The organism is Tenacibaculum sp. TC6, from assembly GCF_050606265.1.
Lineage (GTDB): Bacteria > Bacteroidota > Bacteroidia > Flavobacteriales > Flavobacteriaceae > Polaribacter.
Genome location: NZ_JBOCUK010000003.1, coordinates 64,288 through 79,748, shown reverse-complemented (window position 1 = coordinate 79,748; position 15,461 = coordinate 64,288). Strand labels below are relative to the sequence as shown.

The following is a 15,461-nucleotide window of genomic DNA, read 5'->3' as shown; positions in this document are numbered from 1 at the left end:
ATAGACGTGTTAATTTATTTTTTATGTGGATAATATACAGGGGAAAGGGGAAAACGGAGAAATTGGTTTTACACCAACTCAACTACATCTGCTATATAATTCGCAGGCACAGTAGCTATTATATTTTGTTGAAGAGAATCAATTCTAACAACTATTTTATTCGTATTATTAACTTTTAATACTTCACATTCCAGGCCTTGTAAAGACCCGTAATTAATTTTTCTTACTTCACCTACTTTAGGTATTTGATAATTTGTTTCTAAATCGATTATATTCTGATCTTCAACCAAGAACTTCATATTATTTATCTCTTTATCTGTAACTTTTGCATACTCTTTTCCAAAACGGATAAAGGAGCAAGCACCATCAACAGATAAAGCTTTGTGAAATTCTTTAGGAGAATTTAGGTTTACAAACACATAAGATGGTATCAAAGGTTTAAAAATTACTTTTTTCCTATCACTCCACTGTCTTAGTGTCTTTGTTAGTGGCAAAAAAGGTTCTAAACTGATTTCTTTTAAAGATTCGTAGACCCTTTTTTCCCAACGGGATTTGACATAAATTACATGCCATCCGTTAGTGTAATTCATAGTTCGGTTAGTTTTGATTGGTTACTTTTTTTGGATAAGGCTTCGCCTCTCCCACTTACATGAGCTTTATTTTTCATCAATAAAATGGTGGAATATGAATTCCCTTTTCCAAAATAGTTATTTATGTGTAGTAGGTAGTAAGGTTTTAAATAACTATTATTTTTTCGAGTACAAGTATAGTAAATTTTTGTTTCAAAAAAATTTTTAAATGTTAAAAAAACATAAAAACAAGAGCTATTTTGTTTTAACTAATAGTTAACTACTGCTTATTACTTTCATTTAACAAATAAATAAGCAGCTAAAATACAACAACTTAATCCTTAAAATATATTTTAATACATCTTAAAACTAAACGTCTTAAAAATTTATTTATTTTTTTAAACTACTAAAAATTATATATTATTTTGAAATTTTACTATAAAAATTTAGTATTACTGAAGTAATTAATAATACCCATGGAGTTCCGTGTAATAATACATCAAACCAATCTAACAAATTCATTGCGTGTTCACCGGTAAAAGCATTACCTCCTATAATCCATTTTATTTTCCCTATGATATGAGATTCTTTAAAAGGAGCCAAACCTAACGTTAGACTTGCTATTAAAAATAATTGCCAATGCTGTTTTATATATTTCATATATTAAATAAACCAATTCCAAACCACTCCGAAACGAATTACAAAATCACGATAAGGATATGTTGGCGCTGAAAAATAATTTTTCTTAAAAAAGAAAGAACTAATATTATCTGCCTTAAAATATACTCTGGTTCTTCGTACTCTACCATTAAAAAACAAATCTATAGTTGGGTAACCAATCTTTGTATTATTTTGAAGTGTAAACTCTCCTAATAATGGATTGTAGGCATTAGCGCTGTATTGAGAAAAATATTTAAATGTAGCTCCTATTTGTACTAATAAAGGATTTCCTTTAAACCAATTATCTGTATAATACAATGTATTTCTAGTAACAAACTCCGGAACTCTTAATACACTACTACCATTTGTTACTTTTTGATACATAACTGTATTATCTAAGGCAAATTTTCCAAAAGAAATTTCTTTAGACACTTTTGCTTTTAAGTAATTAACATTACCAGAATATTGATCAGGAAGTCCGTTTTCATCAAAATAAGTATAATTATCTATGTTGGTAATATCAACTGAGGCATTTCCCCATTTACTAATAATTTCACCTCCTAATACCCTTGTACCAACTGTTGCATAATCATTTTCCCAATTAAACTTATTATAATTACTTTGATGCAGTAAAAAGTTAAAGTTTGGCATTTTAATATTTAATCTCAACTTTGCTTTGACTTCAAAAACGCTGTCTTTTTTATAAAATGCTTCTGCATATAAATCTTTTCCTGACAATCTGCCACTACCCGGAGTTAATGTTCCGCTAATGTTTACATGGAAGTTATTAATTTTTCCTTTCCAATCAGCTCCTAACGACACGGCACTTCCTTTTAGTCGATTATTAGTTATACCAACTAGATTGTTTTGTAAATTTTCATACCCGTAGTTATATGTTATGTATCCTGTTTTTACCCTAAACTTTCCTAAAACATATTTAGAGTTAAAATCTAAAAATAATTGATTGTCATAAACCAAGTAATTTGTTTGGTTAGAAATATCTCCAATCATTCTATCCTTATCAAAAAAATCGGAAGGATTGGTTTGTCTGAATTTATAAAATTTAGAATCTCTTACAAATGAATGCCCTATTTTCAGGTTAGAAAAATCTTTATTATCAAGTGTATCTTTTGATGATAATAATTTAAAAGTTTGTTCAAAAAAGAGTCTCTTTCCTTCTAAAATATTTTCTGCATCATTTAAATTTACATCTAATCTACCTCTATCATTACTAAAATTAGGATCATTTGATGTAAATGCTAATAAAGAAGTTTCGGTTAAACCTCCATTTTCCTGATTTGTAAAATCTTGATTTACGGCATGCCCTTTAATGGTATATTGTCCTTTAGGACTTTCATAATGAAAACTAAATCTAAAGTTTCCGGTACTAGCAAGTGACCTTCTGTATGCCCCTAAAGATCGTAGCCCTCTATAAGACAACGCTATATTAAGTCTTTTAGATAAATTCAAAGTAAATAAAGCATCTAATACCTGCCCTTGTTCTAAACCGGTTCTATACATAATTTCGGTAGTAGGTGTAGGAACCTGATAATATTTTACATCTTCAACATCAAAGTAATTAAACTGTTTAGCCCTAAAACCTATATCCGGAATAGCTGAGATATTGCTAAAATCATACCCCAGATTATTAAATGTTTGTCCTTGATTATGAAATGCTAATAACTCAAAGTTATCTTTTCTTAAAAAATTAAACTTATAATACTTTTGTATTGTTAAGGTAGTATCAACTATGGTCGTATCATTTTTATGAGAAATAATTTTATAATCAGTGTACTTAGTTTTTCCACTTAATAAAACATTAACTTCTCCATTATTTAAGCTATCCAATCTTTTATCCCCTAGAACTTGTGAATTTGGACTTTTATAGCCTCCGTCAACTGTTCGAAGCTGTGAAAATACCTGAACACCCACCAAACAGAAAAGTAGCAACAAAAAAATTTTCTTCATAAGAGCAAAAATATAATAATAAAACGAGAAAAAAAGTCAATATTTTCTTTCAAAACTGTTAATTTGTAGCATGTTGAAACTTACTTACAGTAAATATTCTTTAGAAGCTGGTACAGATGAAGCCGGTAGAGGTTGTTTATCAGGTCCGGTGGTAGCTGCTGCTGTTATTTTACCATCAAATTTTAATCATGATTTATTGAACGACTCTAAACAGCTTTCTGAGAAACAAAGAAAAATAGTACGTCCTTATATAGAAGAGCATGCTTTAGCATTTGGCGTTAGTTTTATTCATCAAAATGAAGTTGATGAGTTAAATGTACTACAGGCCTCTATTACCGGAATGCATCGTTCTATTGATCAACTTAATATACAACCGGAATTTATTATTGTTGACGGGAATAAGTTTAAACCTTATAAAGAAATTCCACATCAAACCATTGTAAAAGGAGATGCTAAATTTATGAGTATTGCAGCGGCTTCTATTTTAGCCAAAACCTATAGAGATGAGTATATGGAAAAAATCCATCATGAGTTTCCGCAATATAATTGGAAAAAAAATAAAGGATACCCCACTCAAGAACATCGTAATGCAATTCGTGAATTTGGAGCAACCTTATATCATAGAAAATCCTTTAAACTACTACCCGAACAATTAAAGCTAAAGTTATAGTTTTAATTGTTCAGAAAGAAGTTAACCATTGATACTAGGGACTTTAAATTATTTTGTTTTTACACCTACAAATTGGTCTGATTTTAATTTAAATAACACATTAAATGTGGTTAAACTACCATATATACGGGTAATATATTGTTGTAATTCTACTTTATCTTGATCTTCCAGAGTTTTACTCGCATTTATTTTTTGCTCCATTACTCTAATACGATCACGAACCATAACTATTTTATGAAAAAAAGTATCAATAGGTATTTCTTTAGAAGCCAAAGTAGCATCTGCCGGTTCAATAATTAATTTCCCTCCTTTAAACTTATCAGCAATAGGTACAATTTCAGTAATATCACTCCATTCTTTTAGTATTTTTCTAAGAGAACTTTCAACTTCGTAAAAACTAACCGTGTCCACTTCCTGATTTACAGCTTCTATAATTTCAATTTCATCATTTAACGGAATGGTTTCTATACCATACTCTTGAAATGTTACCCAGTAGTGCTTGCTATCTACATTCGTTACAACTCCAAAACCATATTCAGGGTGATTAATTCTTGATCCTATTCCTAATAATTTCATATTCTTCTATTTTAAAAGACACTAAAATAGTTATTTTTGCTTCTCAATTTTTTAGAAAATGATTAAAAGAACTCGTGCCGAAATTAGCAAGTGTATTATTCATAAAGTAGCTAATAAATATAATAGTGGACAAAACGCTTTGTCTGAAAATTTAATTCGTTTTGATGAAGAGAGTTACGAGTTGTTACTCCCTTTTTTATTAAAACCTTTTGGTACCGTAACACAAAGCTATCGTTTCAACCATCATGCAGATATAAAACTCAATGAGATTAATAAATATACTTCTGATATTTTTGAAAATGAAGAAATGTTTATTGAACACTCTAAAAACATTGTTAATCATTTATATGAACAATCTAACTCTGCAAATATTAAAACGGGTGACGTAATAGTTGCTTTTTTCGATGGGCTTGAGTATAAAGATGTATTAACAGAAGCCATAGGTATTTTTAAAATTGAAAGTAAAGTTGATTTTTTTCAAACCTATTTAGATGATACCAGTTATGATGTGGTTGTACAACAAGGTATTTCTACTAAAAAACTAGACAAAGGTTGTTTAATACTTAATTCTTCGGATAGTGAAGGAACTGTAGTTTTATCTGTTGATAATAATAATTACGATGCTCAATATTGGATTAGAAACTTTTTAAACGTAAAGTATGCTGACGATAGAAATTTACATACTCAGAATTATTTAGAATTATGTAAAGATTTTTCTGAAGAAGTAATTAAACCGGAGTTTGGTAAGCAAGAGCAAAGTACTTTTTTAGCCAATACGGTAGATTATTTTAAAGAACATGAAAGTGTAGACTACCACTCTTTTAAAGATGATGTTTTTGCCGAAGACAAACATAAAGATATGTTTGAAGACTATAAAAAGCATTTTGAAAAATTAAATGATGTACTTATCAGAAATAATTTTGAAGTGTCTGATGCTGTTTTAAAGAAAGAGAAAAGTAAGTTTAAAACAGAAATTAAGCTTGACACCAATATCCAAATTAAAATTGATGTAGATGCCCCGGACGCTTCTTCTGAATATTTAGAAAGAGGTTATGATGAGGACAAAAAAATGAAATTTTATAAGGTGTATTACAATACTGAGAAATAAAAAAAGCGACTTAAAGTCGCTTTTTTTATTTCTTGTTATTGATGACTACTCTTTTTCAGCCATTTTCTTCACATAATCAGTAACAATTACTATTTGGGTACCGTCAACCTTTCCTTCTATGTATTTAGCATTTTCCGGATCTAACGAAATTCTACGTACAGCCGTTCCTTGTTTAGCTACCATACTAGATCCTTTTACTTTCAAATCTTTAATCAACACTACATTATCTCCAGCTTGTAAAATAGCACCGTTTACATCGCGGTGAATTACTTTTTCACTCTCATCTAAATGATCTCCGGTTGCTTCAGCAAAACGTAATTCCTCATCATCTAAATACATCATATCTAATAAGTCTTGAGACCATCCGTCCTTTTTCACTCTGTGTAACATTCTCCAGGCAACAACTTTCACGGCTCTGAATTCACTCCACATACTATCATTTAAGCAACGCCAATGGTTTGTGTCAGTAATTTCAGGGTTTTCTATTTGCTCAACACAGGTATTACAAGCCAATAAACTACCATCAACACCTCCGGTTGAAATGGGAGGAACTTCATAAATTTTTAATGTATCCTTTGCTGCACATAATTCACATTGATTTCCGCTTCTATTTTGTAATTCTTGTAATAAACTCATTATTGAAATTTTTTGATGAGCAAAATTACATATTTAATTGAATTGACCTACTTTAATACACAAGATTACTCTTTGTTAAAGCAAATTACAAAGCGAGTTCTTTTAATGAGTATGATTAAGAATTATAATGAAAATAAGAAACAACAGACGTGTGTTTCTTTCAAACTTTTATTAGTCTATATACAAGCTTATCAAACCTTCCGGCGTAGTTACTTCAATAGTTTTATTCTTTTTATCTACCTTTTTAATAAAATCGTCTATCATTGGAATAAAAACATCCTTTCCATCTCGATCTACGACAAACAAAGGTTGAGCAGAGGTATCGTTTATTTCTTTTAATTGTCCTACTTCACCAAAAGTGGCATCAACAATTTTAAACCCTATAACCTCATGAAAGTAAAATTTATCTCCGGTTAATTCCGGTAATAAATTAAGTGGTAAGTAAATATCAGAACGCAATATAGCTTCTGCGTCTTCTTCAGAATCAACACCTTCAAACTTCAAACGTAACATGGTACCTCGGCTTAAAGATGATTTTTCAATAAAAAAAGGAACCAGATTATTGCCTAAATCGACAAAAACTGATTCCAAATTTCCATAAAGATCGGGTTCATCCGTGTCTAACTTAATAACCACTTCACCCTTAAAACTATGTTTTTTTACGATTTTGCCAAGATAAAAGCAATCTTCCTTTTGCATCATCGTCCTACACGTTTTTATTCTTCACTATCTGCTCCGTTCTCAACTACAGCATCTTCACTGTCAGTAACAGGTGCTTTAGCTGCTATACGCGCTTCATTAGCTGCTTTTTCTGCTTCTAAAGCTTTTGCTTTAGCTTCTTCTTGAGCTTTTGCTAAACCTTCAGTTTTTCCGGCAATTTTACCATCTTTAGAATCTAACCAAGCGTTGAATTTAGCTTCAGCTTGCTCTTCAGTTAACGCTCCTTTTCTTACTCCACCAGCTAAATGGTTTTTCAATAAAGCTCCTTTATAAGATAAAATTGCTCTAGCTGTGTCAGTTGGTTGCGCACCGTTTTGTAACCATTTTACAGCAACATCAACATCTAATTCAATAGTTGCAGGGTTTGTGTTTGGATTGTAAACTCCTAATTTTTCTAAGAAACGTCCATCTCTCTTAGCTCTTGAGTCAGCAGCTACTACCCAATAAAACGGTTTACCTTTCTTACCGTGTCTTTGTAATCTAATTTTTACAGGCATAATTTTAATTTTTAAGGTACACGTACCTTGATTATTAATTTTGAGTGCGCAAATTTATAAAATATTTTCAATATGACACTCTAATACGTTAGTTTTTTAAACTAAAAAAGCACCTGAGTACCAAGTGCTTAAAAAAATTAAAAGTGTATATCTATTAAATTACTCTAACACTAACAGCGTTTAATCCTTTTTTTCCTTCCTTTAGTTCAAACTCCACAGTATCTCCTTCTCGAACTTCATCGATTAGTCCTGATACGTGTACAAAATGTTCCTTGTTTGATCCTGACTCAATGATGAATCCAAAACCTTTAGATTCATTAAAGAACTTTACCGTTCCTTCTTTCATTATAAATGTATTAAAATTAAAGCGGCAATGTACGCTTATTAATTGAGTATCAACAACTTTTTTTTAATTTTATTTGCAACTCATACTCAACACTTTAGTTTTATATTTTAATTTTTTTTCGTAAAACCATATTACTCAACAGTCTATTCCTACACTTTTATTATTTAACAAATTACATTTTCTTTCATTAACACATGTTCTTTTTTGGTTAATAACTTAAGTTCTCAACAACATAATTTCTTCGTATTTTTACACGCTGACTTTTTGTAAAGTTCCCATAAGAAAACAAACATCGATGTACTTAATTTTTGATACTGAAACAACTGGATTACCTAAAAGTTGGAATGCTCCAATTACAGATACTGATAACTGGCCAAGAGCTATTCAAATTGCTTGGCAGTTACATGATGAAATGGGTAACTTAATTGAGCACAATGATTTTCTTATTCAACCCGATGGTTTTAATATACCTTTTGATGCAGAGCGTATTCATGGAATTTCTACCGACTTAGCAGAAGAACAGGGAATTCCTTTACAGGAAGGGTTACATTTATTTAATGAAGCTTTAAAAAAAACTAAGTTTGTTGTAGGACAAAACGTAGGCTTTGATGTTAATATCATGGGCTGTGAGTTCTATCGATTAGGTGTTGAAAATAACCTAACAGAACTTCCGGTTTTAGATACCTGTACCGAGCATACTGCAGAATTATGTAAAATTCCCGGAGGTAGAGGTGGTAAATATAAGTTACCTACACTAACAGAATTACATAGTTTTTTATTTGGAACCGGGTTTGATGAAGCGCACAATGCAACTGCCGACGTTGAAGCTACTACCCGATGTTTTTTGGAACTAATCCGATCACGTCAATTTACCAAAGAGGAACTTGACGTTACAGAAGATTATTTTGATAACTACTCAGAAAAAAATCCAATGCCTATTAAGGTAATTGGATTGAATCATTTAAATCTTAAAGAGGAAAGCGAAAAAATTCGTAAACGAAAAGCTTCCGAAGCTGAAAGTTTATCAACTCACACCACTTCTGAAGGTCTTGCTACTTTACAAAATGTACAATTTGCACACTTACACAACCACACACAGTTTTCTGTACTTCAATCTACCATACAAATTAGTAGTATTGTAAAAGCAGCTGCAAAAAACAACATGTCTGCCGTAGCACTTACCGATACAGGAAACATGATGGCTGCCTTTCACTTTGTAAGAGAAGTGTTAGATTATAATAAATCTGCAGAAACTCCTATAAAACCTATTGTAGGTTGTGAGTTTTTTGTTTGTGATAATCATGCCGATAAATCTAAAAAAGACAACGGCTACCAGGTGGTAATGTTAGCCAAAAACAAAAATGGTTATCATAATTTAGCCAAAATGGCTTCTATTGCCTATGTAAATGGATTTTACTACGTTCCGAGAATTGACAAAGAAATTATTCAACAGTATAAAGAAGATATCATTGTTTTAACCGGAAACTTATACGGAGAAGTTCCCAGTAAAATATTAAATGTAGGTGAACATCAAGCTGAAGAAGCCTTAGTATGGTGGAAAGAACAATTTGGCGAAGATTTATACATCGAATTAATGCGTCACGGACAAGAAGATGAAACCGTTGTAAATAACACCTTGCTAGAGTTTTCTAAAAAACACGACGTCAAAATTATTGCCACCAACAATACTTATTACTTAGATAAAGAAGATGCCAACGCACATGACATTTTATTATGTGTAAAAGATGGAGAAAAACAAGCAACTCCAATAGGAAGAGGTAGAGGGTATAGATACGGATTACCCAACGATGAATATTACTTTAAATCATCTGAAGAGATGAAAAAGTTATTTGCAGATATTCCTGAAGCAATTATTAATATTCAAGAAATTGTTGATAAAGTTGAACCGTATTCTTTAGCCAGAGATGTATTATTACCTGCTTTTGATATTCCGGAAGAATACCAAGACGAAGCTGATAAAGAAGACGGAGGAAAACGAGGAGAGAATAATTATTTACGTGCCTTAACTTATGAAGGAGCTGCAATTCGTTATGAAGAAATTACTGATGATATTCGAGAACGTTTAGATTTTGAGTTAGAAGTAATTGCCAATACCGGATATCCCGGTTATTTCTTAATTGTTCAGGATTTCATTAAAGCAGCCAGAGAAATGGGCGTTTCTGTAGGACCGGGACGTGGTTCTGCAGCAGGTTCTGCCGTGGCTTACTGTTTAACAATTACGAATATAGATCCTATCAAGTATGACCTGCTTTTTGAGCGTTTCTTAAATCCTGAACGTGTATCGATGCCCGATATTGATATCGATTTTGACGATGAAGGAAGAAGTAGGGTTATGGATTATGTTATTAATAAATATGGTGCCAATCAGGTAGCTCAAATTATTACCTATGGTACCATGGCTGCTAAATCTTCTATACGTGATACTGCCCGTGTATTGGATTTACCTTTATTTGAAGCCGATAGAATTGCCAAATTAATTCCCGGAATCAAACTACAAAACATCTTTGGTGAAGATGAAAAAAGTAAAGGTAAAGTTGCCGGATTACGTTCAGAAGAAAAAGAAAGTGTTGAAGAACTTCGCTCTATAGCGCAAGGAAGCGGTTTGGATGCCGAAACCATTAATCAAGCGGCTGTTTTAGAAGGTTCTGTAAGAAACACCGGAATTCATGCCTGTGGTGTTATTATTACTCCTGATGATATTACCAACTTTGTACCGGTATCAGTAGCTAAAGATTCCGATATGTACGTTACACAGTTTGACAACTCTGTAGTGGAAAGTGCCGGATTATTAAAAATGGATTTCTTAGGGTTAAAAACATTAACCCTTATTAAAGACACGGTAAAAATTGTAAAAGCCCGTCATGGGGTTGAATTAGATCCGGAAAATTTCCCTATTGACGATCTAAAAACATACGAGCTTTTCCAACGAGGTGAAACTGTAGGGATATTCCAGTACGAATCTCCCGGAATGCAAAAATACATGCGTGAATTAAAGCCTACTGTGTTTGCTGATTTAATTGCCATGAACGCTTTATACCGTCCGGGACCTTTAGAATACATTCCGTCTTTTATTAGAAGAAAACACGGAGATGAGCCTATTGAATATGATTTGCCCGCAATGGAAGAATACTTAGCAGAAACCTATGGTATTACCGTATATCAGGAGCAAGTTATGCTACTTTCGCAAAAGTTAGCTGACTTTACTAAGGGTGAAGCCGATGTATTACGTAAAGCCATGGGTAAAAAACAGATTGCGGTACTTGAAAAAATGAAGCCTAAATTTGTTCAACAGGCAGCTGCAAACGGGCATGATGAAAAGAAATTAGAAAAGATATGGAAAGATTGGGAGGCATTTGCTTCTTATGCTTTTAATAAATCGCACTCTACTTGTTATGCATGGGTAGCCTATCAAACGGCTTACTTAAAAGCGCATTATCCGGCAGAATATATGGCGGCTGTTCTTTCAAACAACATGAATGATATTAAACAAGTATCTTTCTTTATGGAAGAATGTAAACGTATGGGATTAGAAGTACTAGGTCCGGATATTAACGAATCGTTCTCTAAATTTTCTGTTAACAAAGAAGGCGCCGTTCGTTTTGGAATGGCTGCTATTAAAGGTGTGGGCGGAACAGCTGTAAAAGCAATTATTGATGAGCGTAAAGAAAATGGTAACTTTTCTTCTATTTTTGATATGGCTAAACGTGTTGATTTACGTGTTGCTAACAAAAAGGCTTTTGAAGGATTGATTTTAGCCGGCGGTTTTGACTCTTTTACACACACGCACAGAGCTCAGTATTTTGCTGAAGATGAAAAAAACCAAACATTTTTAGAAAAAGCACTTCGTTTTGGTAATAAATACCAAGAAAATAAAAACTCATCTCAGGTTTCATTATTTGGTGAAGCTTCCGCCGTAGACTTGCCTGAACCAACCATTCCGTTATGTGATACCTGGGGAACTATGGAATTGTTAGCTAAAGAAAAAGAAGTAATTGGAATGTACATTTCTGCGCATCCTTTAGATGATTTTAAAAATGAATTAAAGTTTTGTAATGCTTCACTAACCTATTTTAAAGATTTAGCGAAGTATGAAGGAATGGGTTTAAGCTTTGCCGGAATTGTAACCGATGTTCAGCACAGGGTATCAAAAATGGGAAAAGGTTGGGCTGCCTTTACCATTGAAGATTATAATGATAGTTTTGAGTTTAGAATTTTTGGTGAAGAGTATTTAAAATTCAAGCACTTTTTGGTTCCTAATTCCTTCGTTTTTGTAAAAACGATGGTTAAACCGGGGTGGACAAATAAAGAAGGAGTAAAAGGTGATCCAAGAGTTTCTTTTACCGAGTTTAATTTACTTCATGATATTATGGATAAAATGTGTAAAAAAATTACCATTACCATGCCTTTACAAGATATTAAAGAAGAAACTATTAAAGATTTACAGCATTTATTTGTTATTAATAAGGGTTCACAAAACTTACATTTTACCATTTGGGATGCAGAAGAAAAAATAGAATTAAATCTTCCTAGCAGAACTACTAAGGTTAAAATTTCAAATGCGTTTTTAAAAGCATTAGACGAACAATTTATTAATTACAAACTGAATTAACAAAATGCTTCCCGGCTATCAAAATAGTTTAGATTTATTAACTGATGCAACGAATAACAAGTTATATCAGCAGCTAATAATTCAGCTTAATAAAGATGTTAGTTTAACCGGAATTGATGTAGTTTTTGCTGAAAATTCTACTCCTTTAATTTTAAAAGAACAACTTCAAAATACGATTAAAGATCTCTTCACTCATCATTTTGATATGTATACAAATCTTTTATATCGTATTGATGTTTCTGAAAAAGAAGTTCTTACTGCCACTTCTTCTGATATGGACAGTTATACTGAACATATTACTTTTTTAATTTTAAAAAGAGTCTGGAAAAAAGTGTGGTTTAAAAATCAGTTTTCAAAATAAATCTTTGCCACCAGCTTTCCTACAGCAATTCAGCTAAACGCTGTATAATTATAGTATACGCTTCAGCGGCGGCGCTGAATGCAATGAACTAACTTCATTCTCTTGAGCGGTGGCGCTGAACGTAATGAACTAACTTTATTCTCTTGAGCGGTGGCGCTGAACGCAATGAACTAACTTTATTCTCTTGAGCGGTGACGCTGAACGTAATAAACTAACTTTATTCTCTTGAGCGGCAGCGCTTAAGGTTTTTTGCTAACTTTTTTGAGTTTGATTATTATCACAGATGTAAAGCCTTGTTATCTCCAATGATTATATGCCATGTATATAGGTTAACTAATTTGTTGACAGCTTTTCATTTATTTTTTTGAATAAAAATTGACATTATCCTATATAGTATTCAATAAGCATTAAGATAATTGGTTGATTATTAATTTTAAATTTAAACAACATTAAAATAATTAAAGCTAACACAAGCAATATTATTAATAATCCATATTTCACCAATAAAAATTGACTTTTATTTAATTTCTCTTGTAAGTCCATTATTCACCTAATTCTAACTGATTTTTGATCAATTTATAATAACTTCCTTTATAATTTATTAGCTCGGAGTGAGTTCCTTGTTCAACTATTTCCCCTTTATTTAAAACTAATATTTGGTCTGCATTTTTAACTGTACTTAGCCTATGTGCAATTATAACAACAGTTCTATTCTTAAAAAAGGTTTGTAAGTTATTATGAATAATATTCTCATTTTCTGCATCTAAAGCACTTGTAGCCTCATCAAAGAAAACAAAATCAGGATTATTATAAATTGCCCTTGCTATTAATATTCTTTGTCGCTCACCACCAGAAATACCATTACCAGAGGCTCCAATTTTTGTATTTAACTTCATAGGCAATGAGTTTATAAAGTTTTCGATATTTGCCACTTTTATGGCGTAATTTAACTTTTCTTCATCAACGTTCTTATCTCCGGTAACTATATTTTGTTTAATAGAGTCTGAAAAAATATACCCATCTTGCATGACCACTCCACATTTATCTCTCCAGTTTTTAGGTGAAATTTCAGATAGGTTATTATCATCTACAAAAATATCACCCTCCGTTGGAGCATAAAATTTTAACAATAATTTCATTAAAGTAGTTTTTCCACTTCCACTAGATCCGACTACTGCTGTTATTTTTCCTTTGGGTATTTGTAAGCTTAATTTTTTTAATACAAAAGGAGATTTTGGCCCTTCATATTGGTAACTTAAATTATTTATAATAATTCCTTTACTAATATTTTGTCCCTTAATAAGTTTTATTTGATTTTCTTTTTCTTCATTTTCCAAATTTTCAATTTCCATAAGTCGTTCAAAACTTAATTTGGCATCTTGTAATGATCTAAAAAAGTTAATCATTTGACTTATAGGAGAATTCATTTGCCCAATTATATAAGAAATAGCCAATAACCCTCCCAATGTAATATTATCATTGATTACCTCTTTAGCAGCAATGTAGGTGACAAATATATTTTTAAACTGATTAATAAACTGAAATCCAGTTAATTGATACTGATCAAGTTTTAAAACTCTTTGATTTATTTTAAATAGTTTCAGTTGTATTTCACCCCATTCTTCTTTTTTATAATCGTCAAAGTTATTAAGTTTAATTTCCTGAATACCATTTATTAACTCATAAATAGACTCTTGATTTTCTCCTTTTTTCTGAAATAGATAATAATCTAATATTTTTCTTTTTTTCAGAAAAATAACTGACCACATAATTGATATAAGAGTTAGAATAGTATAACTAATAACAATCTCAACATCATAATGTAATAGAACTAGAAAAAATATTGAAAAACTAATAAAAGAGAAGAGTGTAATTAAGCTTTGTGAAGTTAAAAAGTTTTCAATTCTTTCATGATCTTGAATTCTTTGTTGGAAATCTCCAATGACTTTTGTATCAAAAAACTTAATTGGGAGTTTTAATATTTTATTCAAAAAGTCAGATAAAATTGAAATGTTAACTCTAGTTCCTAAATAAAGAGTTACCCAATTTCTAATAACTTCAATAATTGTGGTACCTAAAAATAAAAAAACCTGAGCTAAAAGTAAAAGAAATACAACATCTATTTTTTTATTTTCTATTCCTTCATCTATAACTTTTTGAGTTAAAAAAGGAAAAACAAGTGTTATTAAACTACCAAACAATAACCCTAAAAAAAGCTGAAAAACTTCTTTCTTATATGGTTTTAGATATTTAAATATCTCCAAAAAAACTGATTTTTTTTTTGCCTTAGGGGGTATTAATTTATAAAATTTTTCCGTTGGACTTAGAAATAAAGCAATTCCTTCTTCTTCTTTAGAACACCAATTTTTTTTAAAATCTTCCTCATTAATTGAAACAATTCCATAGCCTGGATCAATTATTTTATACTTGTTTTTTTTAATTTTATTAAGTATTACAAAATGTCCCTGTTTCCAATGTATAATTGATGGTTCATTAAAGTTTTTTTTTAGCTCATCCAATGTTAATTTAGCTGGAAAAGTCTCAAAACCTATTTTTTCTGCAGCGTCATTTAACCCTAATAAACTAATACCATCATTCGTCATATAAGTGATATCTCTGATATATTTCAAAGGATAATTTTTACCATAATTATTTGATATCATACTAAGACAAGCAGGTCCACAATCCATTTGATCATGCTGAGGAATAAACTTCATATA

13 protein-coding genes are annotated in these 15,461 nt (G+C 31.2%); 4 read left to right on the top strand and 9 right to left on the bottom strand.

Annotated features, from left to right (window positions below; all coding sequences use genetic code 11):
* Window positions 1-68: 68 nt before the first annotated feature.
* From ACQY1Q_RS02840 to ACQY1Q_RS02830, 3 genes are all read right to left on the bottom strand, one after another.
* Complete coding sequence (locus tag ACQY1Q_RS02840; RefSeq protein ID WP_431003774.1) at window positions 69-590, bottom strand: UpxY family transcription antiterminator; 522 nt, start codon at window positions 588-590, stop codon at window positions 69-71.
* Window positions 591-989: 399 nt separating this feature from the next.
* The gene (locus tag ACQY1Q_RS02835) at window positions 990-1,229 is read right to left on the bottom strand and encodes a hypothetical protein (protein WP_431003773.1); all 240 of its coding nucleotides are present in this window, start codon (window positions 1,227-1,229) and stop codon (window positions 990-992) included.
* A gap of 3 nt (window positions 1,230-1,232) precedes the next feature.
* Window positions 1,233-3,197 carry a putative porin gene (locus tag ACQY1Q_RS02830; RefSeq protein WP_431003772.1) on the bottom strand — a complete coding sequence of 655 codons (1,965 nt, stop codon included), beginning with the start codon at window positions 3,195-3,197 and terminating at the stop codon, window positions 1,233-1,235.
* A 70-nt stretch (window positions 3,198-3,267) separates the two neighbouring features.
* On the opposite strand from ACQY1Q_RS02830, the gene ACQY1Q_RS02825 reads away from it, so the two are divergent.
* The gene (locus tag ACQY1Q_RS02825) at window positions 3,268-3,867 is read left to right on the top strand and encodes a ribonuclease HII (protein ID WP_431003771.1); all 600 of its coding nucleotides are present in this window, start codon (window positions 3,268-3,270) and stop codon (window positions 3,865-3,867) included.
* Between the two features lie 48 nt (window positions 3,868-3,915).
* On the opposite strand, the gene ACQY1Q_RS02820 is transcribed toward ACQY1Q_RS02825, so the two are convergent.
* Window positions 3,916-4,443 (bottom strand): hypothetical protein, encoded by a 528-nt coding sequence (locus ACQY1Q_RS02820; RefSeq protein ID WP_431003770.1) that lies wholly within the window; start codon window positions 4,441-4,443, stop codon window positions 3,916-3,918.
* Window positions 4,444-4,501: 58 nt separating this feature from the next.
* Here ACQY1Q_RS02820 and ACQY1Q_RS02815 point away from each other — a divergent pair, with 58 nt between their 5' ends.
* Window positions 4,502-5,551, top strand: coding sequence for a nucleoid-associated protein (locus ACQY1Q_RS02815; protein ID WP_431003769.1), 1,050 nt, complete (start codon window positions 4,502-4,504; stop codon window positions 5,549-5,551).
* Window positions 5,552-5,596: 45 nt separating this feature from the next.
* Here the strand turns inward: ACQY1Q_RS02815 and ACQY1Q_RS02810 are convergent, their stop codons facing one another.
* The 4 genes from ACQY1Q_RS02810 to ACQY1Q_RS02795 all read right to left on the bottom strand — a co-directional run bounded on the left by ACQY1Q_RS02810 (window position 5,597) and on the right by ACQY1Q_RS02795 (window position 7,750).
* Entirely contained in the window at window positions 5,597-6,187 is a 591-nt protein-coding gene (locus ACQY1Q_RS02810) for a PhnA domain-containing protein (protein WP_431003768.1), read from the bottom strand.
* Window positions 6,188-6,358: 171 nt separating this feature from the next.
* Entirely contained in the window at window positions 6,359-6,886 is a 528-nt protein-coding gene (rimM, locus tag ACQY1Q_RS02805; RefSeq protein WP_431003829.1) for a ribosome maturation factor RimM, read from the bottom strand.
* 17 nt (window positions 6,887-6,903) lie between these two features.
* Window positions 6,904-7,404, bottom strand: a complete 501-nt coding sequence (locus ACQY1Q_RS02800; RefSeq protein ID WP_431003767.1) for a 30S ribosomal protein S16 — start codon at window positions 7,402-7,404, stop codon at window positions 6,904-6,906.
* A 154-nt stretch (window positions 7,405-7,558) separates the two neighbouring features.
* Entirely contained in the window at window positions 7,559-7,750 is a 192-nt protein-coding gene (locus ACQY1Q_RS02795; RefSeq protein WP_408028972.1) for a cold-shock protein, read from the bottom strand.
* A 295-nt stretch (window positions 7,751-8,045) separates the two neighbouring features.
* Here ACQY1Q_RS02795 and dnaE point away from each other — a divergent pair, with 295 nt between their 5' ends.
* Window positions 8,046-12,380 carry a DNA polymerase III subunit alpha gene (gene dnaE, locus ACQY1Q_RS02790; protein WP_431003766.1) on the top strand — a complete coding sequence of 1,445 codons (4,335 nt, stop codon included), beginning with the start codon at window positions 8,046-8,048 and terminating at the stop codon, window positions 12,378-12,380.
* Window positions 12,381-12,384: 4 nt separating this feature from the next.
* Complete coding sequence (locus tag ACQY1Q_RS02785) at window positions 12,385-12,741, top strand: hypothetical protein (RefSeq protein ID WP_431003765.1); 357 nt, start codon at window positions 12,385-12,387, stop codon at window positions 12,739-12,741.
* 542 nt (window positions 12,742-13,283) lie between these two features.
* Here ACQY1Q_RS02785 and ACQY1Q_RS02780 read toward each other — a convergent pair.
* A complete protein-coding gene (locus ACQY1Q_RS02780) occupies window positions 13,284-15,458 on the bottom strand; it encodes a peptidase domain-containing ABC transporter (RefSeq protein ID WP_431003764.1) in 2,175 nt (724 codons plus the stop codon).
* Between the last annotated feature and the right edge of the window lie 3 nt (window positions 15,459-15,461).

What these genes read in the sequence shown, in the direction of transcription:
- ACQY1Q_RS02840 (WP_431003774.1), bottom strand. Translation starts at nt 590, where the DNA reads ATGAATTACACTAACGGATGGCATGTAATTTATGTCAAATCCCGTTGG.
- ACQY1Q_RS02835 (WP_431003773.1), bottom strand. Translation starts at nt 1,229, where the DNA reads ATGAAATATATAAAACAGCATTGGCAATTATTTTTAATAGCAAGTCTA.
- ACQY1Q_RS02830 (WP_431003772.1), bottom strand. Translation starts at nt 3,197, where the DNA reads ATGAAGAAAATTTTTTTGTTGCTACTTTTCTGTTTGGTGGGTGTTCAG.
- ACQY1Q_RS02825 (WP_431003771.1), top strand. Translation starts at nt 3,268, where the DNA reads ATGTTGAAACTTACTTACAGTAAATATTCTTTAGAAGCTGGTACAGAT.
- ACQY1Q_RS02820 (WP_431003770.1), bottom strand. Translation starts at nt 4,443, where the DNA reads ATGAAATTATTAGGAATAGGATCAAGAATTAATCACCCTGAATATGGT.
- ACQY1Q_RS02815 (WP_431003769.1), top strand. Translation starts at nt 4,502, where the DNA reads ATGATTAAAAGAACTCGTGCCGAAATTAGCAAGTGTATTATTCATAAA.
- ACQY1Q_RS02810 (WP_431003768.1), bottom strand. Translation starts at nt 6,187, where the DNA reads ATGAGTTTATTACAAGAATTACAAAATAGAAGCGGAAATCAATGTGAA.
- rimM (WP_431003829.1), bottom strand. Translation starts at nt 6,886, where the DNA reads ATGCAAAAGGAAGATTGCTTTTATCTTGGCAAAATCGTAAAAAAACAT.
- ACQY1Q_RS02800 (WP_431003767.1), bottom strand. Translation starts at nt 7,404, where the DNA reads ATGCCTGTAAAAATTAGATTACAAAGACACGGTAAGAAAGGTAAACCG.
- ACQY1Q_RS02795 (WP_408028972.1), bottom strand. Translation starts at nt 7,750, where the DNA reads ATGAAAGAAGGAACGGTAAAGTTCTTTAATGAATCTAAAGGTTTTGGA.
- dnaE (WP_431003766.1), top strand. Translation starts at nt 8,046, where the DNA reads ATGTACTTAATTTTTGATACTGAAACAACTGGATTACCTAAAAGTTGG.
- ACQY1Q_RS02785 (WP_431003765.1), top strand. Translation starts at nt 12,385, where the DNA reads ATGCTTCCCGGCTATCAAAATAGTTTAGATTTATTAACTGATGCAACG.
- ACQY1Q_RS02780 (WP_431003764.1), bottom strand. Translation starts at nt 15,458, where the DNA reads ATGAAGTTTATTCCTCAGCATGATCAAATGGATTGTGGACCTGCTTGT.